Source organism: Methylobacterium sp. WL1 (genome assembly GCF_008000895.1).
Taxonomy (GTDB): Bacteria; Pseudomonadota; Alphaproteobacteria; order Rhizobiales; family Beijerinckiaceae; genus Methylobacterium.
Genome location: NZ_CP042823.1, coordinates 2,752,940 through 2,768,354 on the forward strand (window position 1 = coordinate 2,752,940; position 15,415 = coordinate 2,768,354).

16 protein-coding genes are annotated in these 15,415 nt (G+C 69.3%); 3 read left to right on the top strand and 13 right to left on the bottom strand.

Features of this window, described 5'->3' with window-relative positions; all coding sequences use genetic code 11:
• Positions 1 to 47 precede the first annotated feature (47 nt).
• From sdhA to FVA80_RS13400, 6 genes are all read right to left on the bottom strand, one after another.
• Complete coding sequence (gene sdhA, locus FVA80_RS13375) at positions 48 to 1,865, bottom strand: succinate dehydrogenase flavoprotein subunit (protein WP_147910780.1); 1,818 nt, start codon at positions 1,863 to 1,865, stop codon at positions 48 to 50.
• Between the two features lie 32 nt (positions 1,866 to 1,897).
• On the bottom strand, positions 1,898 to 2,317 hold the full coding sequence (sdhD, locus tag FVA80_RS13380) for a succinate dehydrogenase, hydrophobic membrane anchor protein (protein ID WP_147910781.1): 420 nt from the start codon (positions 2,315 to 2,317) through the stop codon (positions 1,898 to 1,900).
• 12 nt (positions 2,318 to 2,329) lie between these two features.
• A complete protein-coding gene (gene sdhC, locus FVA80_RS13385) occupies positions 2,330 to 2,731 on the bottom strand; it encodes a succinate dehydrogenase, cytochrome b556 subunit (RefSeq protein WP_147910782.1) in 402 nt (133 codons plus the stop codon).
• Positions 2,732 to 2,863: 132 nt separating this feature from the next.
• The gene (locus tag FVA80_RS13390) at positions 2,864 to 4,165 is read right to left on the bottom strand and encodes an SLC13 family permease (RefSeq protein ID WP_147910783.1); all 1,302 of its coding nucleotides are present in this window, start codon (positions 4,163 to 4,165) and stop codon (positions 2,864 to 2,866) included.
• A gap of 189 nt (positions 4,166 to 4,354) precedes the next feature.
• On the bottom strand, positions 4,355 to 4,783 hold the full coding sequence (locus FVA80_RS13395; protein ID WP_147910784.1) for a hypothetical protein: 429 nt from the start codon (positions 4,781 to 4,783) through the stop codon (positions 4,355 to 4,357).
• Between the two features lie 309 nt (positions 4,784 to 5,092).
• A complete protein-coding gene (locus tag FVA80_RS13400) occupies positions 5,093 to 6,586 on the bottom strand; it encodes an AMP nucleosidase (protein WP_147907755.1) in 1,494 nt (497 codons plus the stop codon).
• A gap of 159 nt (positions 6,587 to 6,745) precedes the next feature.
• On the opposite strand from FVA80_RS13400, the gene tsaA reads away from it, so the two are divergent.
• The 3 genes from tsaA (at position 6,746) to FVA80_RS13415 (ending at position 8,780) form a co-directional block, all read left to right on the top strand.
• Positions 6,746 to 7,204, top strand: coding sequence for a tRNA (N6-threonylcarbamoyladenosine(37)-N6)-methyltransferase TrmO (gene tsaA / locus FVA80_RS13405; RefSeq protein ID WP_246692416.1), 459 nt, complete (start codon positions 6,746 to 6,748; stop codon positions 7,202 to 7,204).
• Positions 7,201 to 7,893 (top strand): GDSL-type esterase/lipase family protein, encoded by a 693-nt coding sequence (locus FVA80_RS13410; protein ID WP_147907753.1) that lies wholly within the window; start codon positions 7,201 to 7,203, stop codon positions 7,891 to 7,893. Before tsaA ends, FVA80_RS13410 begins: the two co-directional genes overlap by 4 nt.
• Positions 7,894 to 8,168: 275 nt before the next feature.
• Positions 8,169 to 8,780, top strand: coding sequence for a LysE/ArgO family amino acid transporter (locus FVA80_RS13415; RefSeq protein ID WP_147907752.1), 612 nt, complete (start codon positions 8,169 to 8,171; stop codon positions 8,778 to 8,780).
• A 30-nt stretch (positions 8,781 to 8,810) separates the two neighbouring features.
• On the opposite strand, the gene guaA is transcribed toward FVA80_RS13415, so the two are convergent.
• The 7 genes from guaA to FVA80_RS13450 all read right to left on the bottom strand — a co-directional run bounded on the left by guaA (position 8,811) and on the right by FVA80_RS13450 (position 15,288).
• On the bottom strand, positions 8,811 to 10,367 hold the full coding sequence (guaA, locus tag FVA80_RS13420; protein WP_147907751.1) for a glutamine-hydrolyzing GMP synthase: 1,557 nt from the start codon (positions 10,365 to 10,367) through the stop codon (positions 8,811 to 8,813).
• Between the two features lie 153 nt (positions 10,368 to 10,520).
• Positions 10,521 to 10,940: a hypothetical protein gene (locus tag FVA80_RS13425; RefSeq protein ID WP_147907750.1), complete on the bottom strand. Its 420-nt coding sequence runs from the start codon at positions 10,938 to 10,940 to the stop codon at positions 10,521 to 10,523.
• Positions 10,937 to 11,317, bottom strand: a complete 381-nt coding sequence (locus tag FVA80_RS13430) for a hypothetical protein (RefSeq protein WP_147907749.1) — start codon at positions 11,315 to 11,317, stop codon at positions 10,937 to 10,939. The genes FVA80_RS13425 and FVA80_RS13430 overlap by 4 nt, the downstream gene beginning before the upstream one ends.
• Before the next feature lie 100 nt (positions 11,318 to 11,417).
• Complete coding sequence (locus tag FVA80_RS13435; RefSeq protein ID WP_147907748.1) at positions 11,418 to 12,764, bottom strand: MFS transporter; 1,347 nt, start codon at positions 12,762 to 12,764, stop codon at positions 11,418 to 11,420.
• A 7-nt stretch (positions 12,765 to 12,771) separates the two neighbouring features.
• Positions 12,772 to 13,515, bottom strand: a complete 744-nt coding sequence (locus FVA80_RS13440; protein ID WP_147907747.1) for an NADPH-dependent F420 reductase — start codon at positions 13,513 to 13,515, stop codon at positions 12,772 to 12,774.
• Positions 13,505 to 14,410 (bottom strand): aldo/keto reductase, encoded by a 906-nt coding sequence (locus FVA80_RS13445; RefSeq protein ID WP_147907746.1) that lies wholly within the window; start codon positions 14,408 to 14,410, stop codon positions 13,505 to 13,507. The genes FVA80_RS13440 and FVA80_RS13445 overlap by 11 nt, the downstream gene beginning before the upstream one ends.
• A gap of 539 nt (positions 14,411 to 14,949) precedes the next feature.
• A complete protein-coding gene (locus FVA80_RS13450) occupies positions 14,950 to 15,288 on the bottom strand; it encodes a hypothetical protein (RefSeq protein WP_147907745.1) in 339 nt (112 codons plus the stop codon).
• Between the last annotated feature and the right edge of the window lie 127 nt (positions 15,289 to 15,415).

The window sequence follows — 15,415 nt, forward strand, 5'->3', positions numbered from 1 at the left end:
ACGGATACGCACGCCGCGGTCCGACGCGCGCATCGAGAGTGTTGAATTCAGTACACCCGGGCCTTCGGCTCGATGTACTGGATCTCGTTCGACATCGTGTACGTGTGCACCGGCCGGTAATCGATGTTGACCTGGTGGCGGCCCTCGTCGAGCCAGGAGAGGGTGTGCTTCATCCACTCCTTGTCGTCGCGGTCCGGGAAGTCCTCGCGGGCATGGGCGCCGCGGGATTCCTTGCGGTTGGCCGCCGATTCCATGGTCACCACCGCCTGGCCGATCAGGTTGTCGAACTCCAGGGTCTCGAGCAGGTCGGTGTTCCAGACCAGCGACCGGTCGGTGATCTTCACGTCGGAGGCGGCGTTCCAGACCTTGTGGATCAGGCCCTTGCCCTCTTCCAGGACCTCGCCGGTGCGGAACACCGCGCAGTTGTTCTGCATGGTCTTCTGCATCTCGGCGCGCAGCTCCGCGGTCGGCGTCGAGCCGTTGGCGTGGCGGAAGCGGTCGAGGCGCTCGAGCGCCTTGTCGGTGGCGCCCTTGGGCAGTTCCTGCGCCCGGCCGTTCGGCTCGACGATTTCGGCGCAGCGCTTGCCGGCGGCGCGGCCGAACACCACGAGGTCGATCAGCGAATTGGAGCCGAGGCGGTTGGCGCCGTGGACCGAGACGCAGGCCGCCTCGCCGATCGCCATGAGGCCCGGCACCACGGTGTCGGGGTTGCCGTCCCGCAGGGTCAGCACCTCGCCGTGATAGTTCGTGGGGATGCCGCCCATGTTGTAGTGCACGGTCGGGATGACCGGGATCGGTTCCTTGGTCACGTCGACGCCCGCGAAGATCTTGGCAGATTCGGAGATGCCCGGCAGGCGCTCGTGCAGGATCTTCGGGTCCAGGTGGTCGAGGTGCAGGTAGATGTGGTCCTTGTTCTTGCCGACGCCGCGGCCGTCGCGGATCTCCATGGTCATCGAGCGCGAGACCACGTCGCGCGAGGCGAGGTCCTTGGCCGAGGGGGCGTAGCGCTCCATGAAGCGCTCGCCCTCGGAGTTGGTCAGGTAGCCGCCCTCGCCGCGCGAGCCCTCGGTGATCAGGCAGCCGGCGCCGTAGATGCCGGTGGGGTGGAACTGCACGAACTCCATGTCCTGGAGCGGCAGACCGGCCCGCAGCACCATGGCGTTGCCGTCGCCCGTGCAGGTATGCGCCGAGGTCGCCGAGAAGTAGGCGCGGCCGTAGCCGCCGGTGGCCAGGATGGTGGTCTGGGCGCGGAACCGGTGGATCTCGCCGGTGGCCTGGTCGAGGGCGATGACGCCCCGGCAGCGGCCGTCCTCATCCATGATCAGGTCGAGGGCGAAATACTCGATGAAGAAGTCGGTCTGGTTCTTCACCGCCTGCCCGTAGAGGGTGTGCAGCATGGCGTGGCCGGTGCGGTCGGCCGCCGCGCATGTCCGCTGGGCGGTGCCCTTGCCGTAATCGGTGGTCATGCCTCCGAACGGGCGTTGGTAGATCTTTCCCTCTTCCGTGCGGGAGAAGGGCACGCCCCAATGCTCCAGCTCGTAGACGGCGGCCGGCGCGTTGCGGACGAGGTACTCGATCGCGTCCTGATCGCCGAGCCAGTCCGACCCCTTCACGGTGTCGTACATGTGCCAGCGCCAATCGTCCGGGCCCATGTTGCCGAGCGAGGCCGAGATGCCGCCCTGCGCCGCCACGGTGTGCGACCGGGTCGGGAACACCTTGGTGATGCAGGCGGTGCGCAGGCCGGCCTCGGAGCAGCCGACGGTGGCGCGCAGGCCCGCGCCGCCGGCCCCGACGATCACCACGTCGAAGGCGTGATCGTGGATGGTGTAGGCAGGTCCGCTGCCGTTGGTGCCGTTGGCGGCCATGATCGGCTCCTCGAAATGCGTGATGGCGGGGTTCAGGCCGGCTGTCCGAAGCCGATGCGCAGGACCGCGTAGAGGCAAGCCACGGCCACCAGGACCGCGTAGATGTTGTTGGCGAACACGGCGGCGATCTTCGTGCCCTGGCCGTGAACGTAATCCTCGATCACCACCTGCATGCCGATCCGCATGTGGATCGTCACCGACAGGAGCGCCAGGATCAGGATGATCGAGACGAAGGGTTTCGCGATCAGCTGCGTCGCTTCGACGTAGCCCCGGCCGGCCATGCTGGCGACGATCACCACGAAGGCCAGCATCAGGACGGCGTTCGCCGCCGCGGTCACCCGCTGCTGCCACCAGTGGTCGGCGCCGTGATGGGCGATGCCGATGCCGCGGACGCGCGCGCGCGGCGTGCGGATCGAGACGCGGGTGTCCTGGCGGATCTCTTCCTTAGCCATGCCGGCCTCCCCTCAGCGGACCAGAAGGGCGACCGCCCAGATGACGATGGTGAGCGCGATCGACCCGACCAGCGTCAGGCGCGCCATGTTCAGGCGCTTCTCCCGGTCGAAGCCGACGCCGGTATCCCAAACCAGGTGGCGCAGGCCGCCGAGCATGTGATGCATCAGCACCCACGTGTAGGCGAACAAGATCAGGCGGCCGAGCAGCGAGCCGAAGAACCAGGCGACGTAGGAATAGGCCGCCGGCCCCGAGGCAAGCGCCACGAGCCAGATCGCGACGAGGGCAGTTCCGCCGTAGAGCGCGGTGCCGGTAATACGGTGAAACACCGACATCGCCATCGTCCAGGTCCAGCGATAGATCTGGAGATGCGGTGAAAGCGGCTGTGCCACTGTCGGGCGGGCGGTGGGTGCCATTGGGTTGAAGCCTCGCAGCTGCGAACTGGACCGTCTCTAATCTGGTGGTAGCGCTAGTGCCTCCGGGCCCAAGCCGCAATGTGTCATGCTGCGGCGCAATGCGGGGGGCGTGTTGATAGGGCGGCGGATCTGTCACTTGAGTTGGCCCAGGAGGCGCCACCAGGCGTAATCGAGGGGTGTCGCGATCACGAGCGAGGCCAGCCCGAAGGCCAGGGTGAGTCGCGTCGCGTCCCGCAGGCGCACGCCACCGAGCTCGCTGGCGACCACGATCGGGGGCGCCTGATAGGGGAAGAACAGCGTCGAATAGCCGATCACCTGCACGGACACGACGGCGAGCGCCGACAGCCCGCTGGCCTGGGACATCTCCCCCGCCAGCGCGGTGTAGAGGGCCGGCGCCCCGTTGGCCGTGACGAGCAGCGTCAGGACCGTGCTGATGCCGGCAAGCACCGCGAAGTTCTGGGTCGGCACGTCCGGGGTGAGCGCCGCCACGGCCAGCAGCGCATGGCCGAGCTGTGCCCCGAGGCCGGTCTCGTTCACCAGGGCGACGAGGCCCAGCAGCGCCGCGATGTAGAAGCAGGTCCGCAGGTTCACCTGCTGGAACGACTCGGGCGGAAGCACCCCGATCCTGGGCAGCAGGCAGATCACCGCGGCCGCGAGCCCGACCCAGGCCGGGGCGAGGCCGTGCAGGCTGTCGGTCATCCAGAGCGCCAGAGTGCAGGCGAGGATCACCGCCAGGCGCCGTTCCGCACCCGAGACGGGCCGCGGCACCGGCAGGGCGTGTGCGTCGGGGCTGAGCCGGTCGGGGAACAGGCGCACGATCAGCGCCACCAGCAGGGCGCCCTTCACCACCGCCAGGACCGGCGCGTGAAGGACGAAGTAGGACAGGTAGGAGAGGTGCAGGCCGAGCACCTTCTCGGCGGAGCCGGCCATCACGAGATTCGGAACGTTGGCGGGCAGGATCGCCGCCGACAGGATCGGCGTCGCGACGCCGACCGCCAGGACCGCGCCGGTCCGTCCCGGCCGGCCCGGCACCAGCCCGAAGCTGTCGCAGAGCGCGAGCGTCACCGGGATCATCAGGGCGATCCGGCCGAGGTTGGACGGCATCACGAACGCGATCACGAAGCTCAGGATCACAAGGCCGGCAATGAATTGCGCGTAGGAGCCGGACAGGCGTCCCGCCAGCGCGCCGGCCATGCGGGCGCCGAGGCCCGTGCGGGTCATGCCCTGGCCCACGACCATGCCAGACAGGACCAGCCAGAACGCCGAGGCCGAGAAGCCCGAGAACACGGTGGCGGCAGTTCCAAGCCGCAGCAGCATCGCCAGACCGAAGAAGGCGAGCGCAGTGACGATCTCCGGCAGGAGTGCCGTGGCCCAGAGGCCCATGCACAACACCAGCAGGGCGGCTGTCGCCGGAACGACCGCTCCTCCGCTCATCCGCCCCTCCCGCGCTGCGTGCAAGCGCCTGCATGGGCCGGTCTGGAACCGTTCGCAATTCGGCAGTCCGCGACGCAGCCTTCGCGAACCGCGAAGGCCGACGGGTCCAGAAACCGCCCTCGCGCCTAAAAAAAGCCCGACCGTTTCCGGCCGGGCCTTCATGGCAGCGACGGAGCCTGCGGACGGCGTTCAGTAGCCGTAGCCGTAGGTGCCGCAATAGGCGGGATCGTAACCGTAGCCGAAGGCACCGGTGCAGCTGTCGCCGTAGCCGTCGCCGGCCAAGCCGTATCCGACACCGCCGAGACCGTAGCCGACCCCCAATCCGAGGCCGACACCGGCAAGGCCATAGCCCAGGCCGCGGCCGTAGCCACCACCATAACCCCGGCCATAATAGCCGCGGTTGGCGAACCCACGGCCGACGCCGCCGCGATGGCCGATCAGACCGCCGCGGCCGGCATTGGCGAAGCCGCCGCGCTGGAAGCCACCGACTCCGACACCGCGGCCGACCCCGATGCCGGGATGACCGATGCCCGCGCCGCGAAATCCGCCACCGCCAAGAGCTGAGCCGCGGAAGCCGCCGCCACCCAAGCCGGCCCCGCGGAAACCGCCGCCACCCAACGCGCCGCCCTGAAACCGCCACCGCCGAACCCGCCGCCGTGAAAGCCGCCACCCCGGAACCCGCCGCCGCCGAAGCCGCGGGCATCCGCGCCGGCCGGGACCAGGGTGAAGGCCGCCAGCAGAGCCGTCGATGCGAGAGCAAAGCGCTTCATGAGAAAGTCCAATCCTTGCGAGGAGTATGACTTTCCAACGTCCGATCGATCGCAGGTATCCCGGCGCGACGACTGAATACGCCGTGTCAGTCAGTCGCTGTCATGCGAAAATTGTACGAAAATATTGAAAGCTTGACTGTATCGAGGGTCCGGCGGGTTACCGGAACGGCGGCTCGTCGAAGCTGCGCAGCTTGCGCGAATGCAGCCCGTGCCGGTCGGCCCGCAGCGCGTCGAGGGCCGCCAGCCCGACGCGCAGGTGCTCCGACACCGCCCGGTCGTAGAACGCGTTCGCCGCGCCGGGCAGCTTGATCTCGCCGTGGAGCGGCTTGTCGGAGACGCAGAGCAGCGCCCCGTACGGCACGCGCAGGCGGAAGCCCTGCGCCGCCACCGTGCCGCTCTCCATGTCCACCGCGATCGCCCGCGACTGGTTGATCCGCCGGCGCTCCTGGCTGAACCGCAGCTCCCAGTTGCGGTCGTCATAGGTCACCACCGTGCCGGTGCGCAGCCGGCGCTTCAGAGCCTCCGCCTGCTCGCCGGTCACCGAGGCGGCGGCGCTCTGGAGCGCGACCTGCACCTCGGCGAGCGCCGGCACCGGCACGTCCGGCGGCACCAGTTCGTCGAGGATCCGGTCCCGCCGGAGATAGGCGTGGGCCAGCACGTAATCGCCGATGGTCTGCGACTGGCGCAGGCCGCCGCAATGGCCGACCATCAGCCAGCAATCCGGGCGCAGGACGGCGAGGTGATCGGTGATCGTCTTCGCGTTCGAGGGGCCGACGCCGATATTGACCAGCGTCGTGCCCTGCATGGTGCCATCGGCGCCGCGCGCCACGAGGTGATAGGCCGGCATCTGGTGGCGGTGCCAGGGCGAAGCGGCGATCACCGCGGCGGGATCGGCCGTCGCGGCCTCCGCCCGGCTCACCGACAGGCCGCCGGGCAGCACCAGCCGCTCGAAACCCTCCGCGCCGGAAGCCAGGCGCTCCAGCCCGTGCCGGACGAACTGATCGACGTAGCGGTGGTAGTTGGTGAGCAGGATCCAGGGCTGGACCTCGCGCCAGTCGCACCCCGTGTAGTGGACCAGGCGGCGCAGGGAGTAATCCACCCGCACCGCGTCGAACAACGCCAGAGGCAGCGGCTCGCCGTCCACCAGATCGAACGTCCCGTCGGCGATCTCGTCGCCCACCAGCGACAGCAGCGGAACGGGGAAGTAGGTCGCGAGTTCGGCGCCGTCGACGGTGCTCCCGCGCGCGTCGAGCCCTGCCTCCAGCACGTAGGGATAGGGGATCTCCTGTGCGCTCAGGCCCACCTCGATCTGGATGCCGTAATCGTCGATCAGCGGCTGCAGCTGCCGGGTGAGATAGAGGCGGAAGAAGGCCGGGTGCGTGACCGTGGTGGCGTAGGTGCCGGCGGCCTGGAGCTTGGCGGTGGCGCGGCGCACCCGCGGCAGCGGGCCGGCGGGGCGATAGCTGATCCGCAATTCGGGATAGCGGAACGCGAGACGCTCGGTGGCGTCCGGCGGAGGACCGCCCGCAAGGTACCGCTCCAGCGCCTGCCGCAAGGCGTCGGCGGCGCCGTCATAGAGCTCGACCAGGCGATCGACTGCGCTCTCCGCATCCGCCACGGCCTGCATCGGCCGCAATTCCCGCTCGATCATGAACCCTCCCGTCGCAAGCTCGGATCTACACCGCGGAGCGTGCGCGCGCGACCCGGGCTTGCGGCCGGACGGCGCTTGACCGAGAACCAGCGCGGGATGAGAGGGCGCGGAGGTTCCTTGAGCGGCGCGGACGAATTCGGGATCCGTCCCGGCGAGGAGATGGCGGACCTGCCCGCCGCATTCGACGCCGGCCTCCACTTCATCGGCCGCCTCAGGACGCCGTGGCGTACGCGCCGGGACTGCCCGAAGAACGGGCTGCAGACCGACGCCGTCTGCACCGTCGAGGTCGATCCAGCCTACGCGCCCGGCCTGCTCACGATCACCGGCTGCACGCACCTCATCCTGCTCTACTGGATGGACCAGGCCACCCGGGGGCTCGTGGTTCAGCAGCCGCGCCACGCCGACGGGCCGCGCGGCACCTTCGCGCTGCGCTCCCCCGCCCGGCCCAACCCGATCGCGCTCTCGGTCGTCGCGCTGATCAGCCGCGCGGGCGACACCCTGCAGGTCCGCGGGCTCGACTGCCTGGACGGAACGCCGCTCCTCGACATCAAGCCCTATTACGCGACGACCGATTCGCGGCCCGAGGCGCGGGTCGACCGCGCCGGCGCCGAGCCGTGAGGCGGGGCCTTCTCGCGATCCTCGCGGCGCTGGCCCTGCTGGCGCTGGGAGCCCTCGCCGGCTGGCATCTGCACAAGCCCGCCGTGGATGCCCGGGCCTACGCGGTGATGCGCGGCATCGCCGTCCAGGTCAGCCTGGACGAGGCGCCGCAGGACTACGTGTTCTGGGCCGGCGATTCCCAGGTGGAGCTGCAGCCCGGAAGCCAGCGGCCCTGCGGCCTGGACCTCGTCAACGGCGGCTTCAGCGGTGCGACCGCCGCCGCCCTTCTCGATCACCTCGCCGGGCTGCGATTCGACCATGCGCCCAAGGTCGCGGCCCTGACGATCGGCACCAACGACATCCTCGCGAAGAACGCCCCACGGTCCGCCGAGGCGGCTTCGCGGTTCGAGGCGCATGTGGTTGCCCTCGTCAAACGGCTTCGGGCGGCCAGCCCCCGCGTGGTGGTGACCGCCCTGCCCCCGATCGGCCGCGAGAGCGGCCGGTTCCTCGATGCGGCGGCCGTGCCGGATTATTCGCACCGGCTGCGCGCGCTCTGCACCCGCCTCGGCTGCACCTTCGCGGACCCGTTCGCCACGCTGCGCGACGGCGAGACCGGCTACGCCAAGCCCGGAGCGCTCCGGGACGGTCTGCACCTGGCGGCGTTCCGGCAGGCGATGGCGGCGCTGGAGCCGGTGCTGTGCGCGCGGTGAGCATTCGCGGAAGGCGGGTGATCGCTTGTGCGAGCCTTGGAACTCGGTCCCGCGGCTCCTGCATGTGAATCTCGGCCCTCCGCCCCGTCATCAGGTGTGAAGCGACGTGACCCCGGTCAGCATCACAGGGGATGACACGGCGCCGGGCAGGGACGATTCGCGGCGCTCACCGTGTCGGCGGGCTTCGTAGCGATGACCTTGGACAATCTCTGGCTCTTGAACGCATACCGCGCCGACAGCGCCAAGATCGTTCGACCTCCGATGAGTAACCCCGCGTGTTCGACGTCTATCTGACCGGGTTCTCCGTCAGCGCCGGCCTGATCCTGGCCATCGGTGCCCAGAACGCCTTCGTGCTGCGGCAGGGCCTGCGCGGCGAGCATGTCGCGCTGGTCTGCGCCACGTGCGCGGCGTCCGACGCGCTCCTGATCCTGGTCGGCGTGACCAGCTTCAAGAGCCTCGTGGTCTTCGCCCCGTGGCTGCGGCCGGCGATGCTGTATGCCGGCGCGGCCTTCCTGATCTGGTACGGCGCGCGCAGCCTCCGGTCGGCCTTCGCAGCCACCGAGGCGTTGCGGCCGGCCCCGGGATCCGCCGCCGGCCTCGGGCGGACGCTCGCGACCTGCCTCGCGCTGACCTGGCTCAACCCGCACGTCTATCTCGATACGCTGCTGCTGATCGGATCGATCTCGACGCGCTTCCCCGGCCAGGAACCCGCCTTCGCGGCGGGCGCGATGAGCGCCTCGGTCGCGTTCTTCTTCGCGCTGGGCTACGGCGCCGCGATCCTCCGGCCCCTGTTCGCCAAGCCGGCCGCGTGGCGCGTGCTCGAAGGCGTGATCGCGATCACCATGTGGGTGATCGCGGCCGAGCTGCTGCTGAGCGGGGGTTCATAGCGGTCGTCCGATCGCTGCGAAGCGCGCCCGTCACTCCCACTCGATCGTGCCGGGCGGCTTCGAGGTGATGTCGTAGGTCACCCGGTTGATGCCCTTCACCTCGTTGATGATCCGGGTTGCGACCCGGCCCAGGAAGGCCATGTCGAACGGGTAGAAGTCGGCGGTCATGCCGTCCACCGAGGTCACGGCGCGCAGGGCGCAGACGTGGTCATAGGTGCGGCCGTCGCCCATCACGCCCACCGTCTTCACCGGGAGGATCACCGCGAAGGCCTGCCAGATCGTGTCGTAGAGGCCGGCCTGGCGGATCTCGTCGAGATAGATTGCATCGGCCTTGCGCAGGGCCTCGAGCTTCTCCGTCGTGATCGTGCCGGGGCAGCGGATGGCCAGGCCGGGACCCGGGAACGGATGGCGGCCGACGAAGGCGTCGGGCAGGCCGAGTTCCTTGCCGAGCACCCGGACCTCGTCCTTGAACAGCTCGCGCAGCGGCTCCACGAGCTTCATGTTCATGCGCTCGGGCAGGCCGCCGACATTGTGGTGGCTCTTGATCGTCACCGACGGACCGCCGGTGAACGACACGCTCTCGATCACGTCCGGGTAGAGCGTGCCCTGCGCCAGGAACGCCGCGCCGCCGATCTTCTTCGATTCCGCTTCGAACACGTCGATGAACAGGCGGCCGATCGTCTTCCGTTTGACCTCCGGGTCGCTGACGCCCTCGAGCGCCGAGAGGAACATGCCGCTCGCCTCAACGTGGACCAGCGGGATGTTGTAATGGTCCCGGAACAGCGCCACGACCTGCTCGGCCTCGCCCAGGCGGAGCAGTCCGTGATCGACGAACACGCAGGTCAGCTGATCGCCGATCGCCTCGTGTATCAGCACCGCGGCGACGGCCGAATCGACCCCGCCGGACAGGCCGCAGATCACCTTCTCCGCGCCGACCTGTTCGCGGATCTTGGCGATCGCCTCCTCGCGGTAGGCGCCCATGGTCCAGTCGCCGGAACAGCCGGCGATGTCGCGCACGAAGTTGCGGATCAGCAGGGCGCCGTGCGGGGTGTGGGCCACCTCGGGGTGGAACTGCACCGCGTAGTAGTTGCGCGCCGCGTCGGCCACGGCCGCGAAGGGGGCGTTCTTCGAGATCGCCACGGTGGTGAAGCCGTCCGGGAGCTTGGTGACCCGATCGCCGTGGCTCATCCAAACCGGATATTTCTCGCCCGTATGCCAGACGCCGTTGAACAGCGGGCAATCGGCCAGGATCTCGACCTCGGCCCGGCCGAACTCGGCGTGGTGCCCGCCCTCGACCGCGCCGCCGAGCTGGGCCGCCATGGTCTGCTGGCCGTAGCAGATGCCGAAGACCGGGACGCCCGATTCGAACACGAGCTGCGGCGCCCGGGGGCTCGCCTCGACGGTCACCGATTCGGGGCCGCCGGAGAGGATCACGCCCTTCGGCTTCTGCTCGCGAAACGCGGCCTCAGCCTTCGTGAATGGGACGATCTCGCAATAGACCCCCTCCTCCCGCACCCGCCGGGCGATGAGCTGGGTCACCTGAGAGCCGAAATCGACGATCAGGATCTTGTCGTGGTCGGTGTTCATCGCGGGCGATTATCCGAAGGCCGGGGCACACGCAACGCAGGGGCCCGGCTCCGCCTGGGGATCACGATGCGAGCCGCGCGCCGGGCGCAGAGCTCGCGGCCGGCTCGACGCCGGGCCGTGCGCCCGACGGGACGGCCTACGCGCCGGTCGCGGTCAGTCGAAGTTGCGGACCTTGGCCGAGCCGCCCAGGCTGATCGCGGGTTTGGCCGGTGCGCCCGCGAGGCTGACCTTCTTCTGGCCCGGCAGGGTCTTGGCGCGCAGTTCCGGGGCGGCGACGGGGGCCGGCTTGGCCGGCTTCAGGTGCGCCTGGCCGTGGATCACCGAGCCGATCTCGCCGGCGACCCGAATCAGGTCGTCGCGGTCGCAGGAGCGGGCCACCTTCAGGCCGAGCTTGTGCATGTGGCTCTTACCGTAGAGGTAGGCGGCGAGCTGGGCGCGCTTCAGAGGCGTGATCTGCTCCAGGATCATCGGAAGGTCGAACTCGTCGGCCCGGTAGACCTCGCCCAGAACCTCGAGGCTCACGGGGCAATCGACTTCGGGCTCGGCGCCGCTGGTCGGATGCGCTTGTGTCATGGTTGCCTCTCGGGAAGCGATGGATCGGAAGCTGGCTCGGATGCCCCGGAGCCGGTGTCGGTTTCAAGCCCTGCCGGCGCAGTAAGGTCCGCAATCCTGGCCTGCGCGGGACCGGGGGTCGCAACTGGGGGTACCGGCTGCTCCGGTTTCCAGGCGCCGAGGCAGCCGGTGCAGACGGATTCGATCACCGCGCGGGCATGGGCCTGACGACGCGCCCACAGAGCCTCGCGGGCGGTCCGGTCGCCGTCCTGCGTCGGCCGGATGCGGATGAACAGCGGCTCCTCCGCGCGGGCCGGCACAGAGGCGAGCGCCACCAGGACGAGCAGAGCCGCGGCGCGGACCTTCGAGCCCGGACCGGGCTGTGCCGGACACGTCATACCGTCTTGTCCCCCTCCGGCGGAGCTGAGCACGAGATCTCGCGCCGCATGGTAAACCGTCGCTTAACGCGGCGGCCCCTTCGGCACCAGCGGCGGCGGATTACGGCGCGGCGCGTGGCAAGGCAGCGGGGTCTGGTGCAGGCTCGTCCAGTGCAGCCTGACGGCGATCCTGGGCCCGGCCGAGCCATAGGCTGTTGAGCAGCCAGGCCACCGAGAGCGGTACCGCCGCCCCGGCGATCCCGGTGCTGCCGAGGCCGAGCCCCTGGATTCCGGTGAACGACCACGCCCCGACCTGATCGCCCAGGCGATAGACCACCGTGTCGATGAAGCTCTTGGCCTTGTAGCGATCTTCCCTCGGAACCACGGTGAACAGGACTTCCCGGATCGGGCGGGCAATCGCAAAATTTCCGGCCCGGCGCAGGACCTGGAACGCCACGATCACCCCGATGGTGGGCGAGACGGCGAGCGCGGCGAAGCCCAGCACGCTGAAGGCCGGCAGCAGCGCCAGGGTGATCCCAACGCCGAGCCGCTTGACGATCCGCCCGGTCAGGAACAGCTGCACGCCGAGGGTCAGCACGTTCACCGCGAGATCGACGCTGGCGAAGAACGCGGTCTGTGCGCCCCGGTCCGGGAAGCTCCGCTTGGCGATGCCGGCCTGCTCGAAATACAGGAAGGTCGAGGTCACCGAGAACAGCAGGAGGAACAGCGAGATGTTGAGCAGGTAGGGCGACGCCAGGGTGCGGGTCACGCCCGCCAGCACGCTGCCGCCGATGGTGCGGTCCTGCCCGTCGCTGACGGTCTCGCTGCCCGGAACGGCGTGGAGCCGCGCCGACAGGGACGCCAGCCCGCGCATGCAGAACACCGCGACTTCGAGCAGCAGCACCGCGCAGAGCATCAGGCCCCAGGTCGGCACGTTCTTGGCGAGGATCGCGGTGGTGGCCGAGCCCGTGATAGCCCCCACGGTCGCGCCGGCCGCGATGAAGCCGAACAGGCGCTTGCTCTGGTCGTTCGAGAAGACGTCGACGATGGTGGCCCAGAAGATCGAGACCACGAACAGGTTGAAGATCGACAGCCAGACGAAGAACACCCGGCCGATCCAGATGCCCCAATCGGGCGGGGCCAGGTACAGGGCCAGCGCGAAGGCCAGGATGTTGGCGGCGAAGAACCGGTAGGTGATCGGCACGAACCGCGCCCGCGGCATGCGCTTCACCAGGTAGGCGAAGGGCAGGTTCAGGGCGAGCATGCCGACCAGCGTCGCCGTGAAGAGCCACGGCAGGTTCTCGATGCCCCCGGCCACGCCCATCTGGTCGCGGATCGGGCGCAGCACGTAGTAGGCGGCCAGGATCGAGAAGATATAGGCCCAGGACCAGGCGAGCGCCTGGCCCTCGCCGGGCCGGATGTCGATCAGGCGCGCGAGCGGGCCGCGGGGCGCGGATGTTTCAGGCACGCGCCCGTCACTTCCCCAGCCCGAGCTTCTCGCGCAACTCCGGGGCGGTGGCCTCGTGACCGAAGCCGGGTGACCCCATGGCGAACTTGTCGGCGTCCTTGAGCGGGCCGACGACGACCGGATCGAAGCCGGCATCGCGCACAAGGCCCTCGGCCACCTTCAGCGCCGCGGGATCGTCGCCGGCGATCGGGATCGCCATCCGGCCGCCCTGGCGGTCCTGGCCGCCATTCGCACCCGCCTTCGCGAACACCTTGTAGTTGGCCGCGTTGAAGGCCCGGACCACCTCGGCGCCCGGCAGATACTTGGCCGAGGTCGCCCCGATGCCGTTCGCCTGAACCTCGTCGTAGAGCGCGCCGTCGCGCTTCTGCGTGGCGTTGCCGGCGTCGAGCACGACCTTGCCGGAGAGTGACGCCGCCAAATCCTTCGCGAGGTCGGGATAGGCCTTGTAGGGCACGGCGACGAACACCGCCTCACCGAACTTGATCGCCTCTTCCGGCGTCCCGGCCTTGGCCTTGGGTCCGAGCTCCGCGATCATCGGCGCCAGGGTCTCTGGATGGCGCGAGGCGAACATCACCTCGTGGCCGTCCTTCACCCAGAGGCCGCCGATGGTACCGCCGATGTTGCCGGCCCCGATCACCCCGATCCGTATTTTCTTGGCACTCTCTTGCGCCAGGGCCGGAACCGCGGTGGCCGTAATGAGGACGGCGGCGAGGGCGAGCGCAGCGCGCCGCGTGGTGCGATCAGACCGCATCGATGAAGGTCTCCATCTGCTTACGCTGAGCCGCGTCGGGGAGCGGGCCCCGGGCGGCGGCAAGGTTGTCCTCGACATAGGCCACCTTGGCCATGCCGGGGATCGGGCATGTCACGGCGGGATGGCCGAGCACGTATTTCAGGAAGACCTGGGGCCAGCTGGTGCAGCCGAGATCCTTGGCCACCGCGGGCAGCTCCTTGCCCTGCACCGCCTTGAACAGGCGATCCCGGCCGAACGGCACGTTGGTCATCACGGCCACGCCCTTGTCGGCGGCGAGCGGGAGAATGCGCTCGGCCGCGGCCCGGTTGTCGATGGCGTAGTTCACCTGGATGAAGTCGAGCGTCTCGCGCTTCATCACCGCCTCGAGGGCGTCGAGTTGGCCGTCCCGCCAGACTGTGACGCCGACATAGCGAATCCGCTTGGTACCCTTCAGGTCGCGCAGGACCGCGAGATTCGCGTCCACGTCGATCAGGTTGTGGACCGCCACCAGATCGAGGCTTTCGACCTTCATCCGCTTCAGCGACCGCTCGAACTCCGCGCGCGTCGCATCGCGACCCTGCGTGTCGACCTTGCTAGCCAGGAACAGCTTCTCGCGCAGGCCGGGCTCGGCCAGGATCAGGCCCAGCACGTCCTCGGCGGTGCCGTAGCTCGGCGCCGTGTCGATCACCGTGCCGCCGAGCGACACGAAAGCCTGCACCGCCGCCTTCAGGGGCGCGACCGCCTCGGCATTCGGTTCGACCTCGTAGCGCCGGGAGGTGCCGATCCCCATCGCCGGCAGCATCTCGCCAGTCGATGGGATCGGCCTTCGGATCAGTGGCTCCGTGGCCCAGGACAGGCGGCCGGCGAGCGGCGCCAGAGTGGCAGCCGCGATGACGGCGCGACGGGATAGGGGCATGGCCAGCCTCCGGTGGTGTCGGAACCCGACCGGGACATAGGGCACGCTGCGCGGATGTGTATTCGTTATTCTCACGCTTGCGCGAGCGGCGGGCCGGTTTCACATACGTCCGGACATGGGTCCGCTCGGTCCGGCACCGTCGCGCGCGGGCACCATTGCGATCTGCCCGGCCGCCTCCGGCCTCAGCCCCGCCCTGTGGCATCCCGGGGGATCTCCGGATCGCGCCCCTTCGATGCGCGGCAAGTCGCTAACGCCAGGCGACCCTGCAAATCGCTGCTCCGTCCAAGACTCCTGCGAAACGCGATCCGACGGACGCTAGAGCTGGTCCCGGTTACGTTGCGATCGGGAGCAGATCTAGCGTCCTAGCTTTCGCGCGTTCGCTTACGCCGAACGGGCCTCCATTTCGACGGCGCGCGTTCTAGCCGGTAAAGTCGAGAGCGGGCAGGCCCGGCGCTCCAAGCGAGGAAAGCCGTTGCCACGATGTCGGCGTTCCGCAGCCGCAGGTCTTGCTGCGTGGCCCCGGTTTTCAAGGCGCGGTGCTAATCCTCCTCGGGCGGGTCCTCGAATTCGGCGCCCTCCGTGTCCGGCGCGATCCGGAACCGGTACTCGTCGATCGCCAGGAAGGCGCGGTGGACGACCTGCGGGTCGAGCCCGTCGCGCACCACGATCGTCTGGAAATCGATGAACAGGCGGGCGATCCGGGCCTCGTCCGACAGGGCCGCCAGCGCGGAGGAACTCGCGCCCGCGTGCATGATGTAATGCTTCGCCGCACCGTCCGTGTCGGGGGCCGGCAGCACCACGATCTGCCCGGCCGTCTCGGGCCGCAGCTCCGCCCAGCGGGCGGGTGTCCACGCAATGATGGCCTCGATCTGCTTCATCGGCACCTCCGGCTGCTCGGGAGAATCCGCCTAAGCGTCATTTGCCGGAGGGGCCACCCGGCAGGCGCTAAAAAGTAGTCGTCCCGCATGGCGAAGCGATCCAGCGATTCTTCACAGCCGAGGCTGT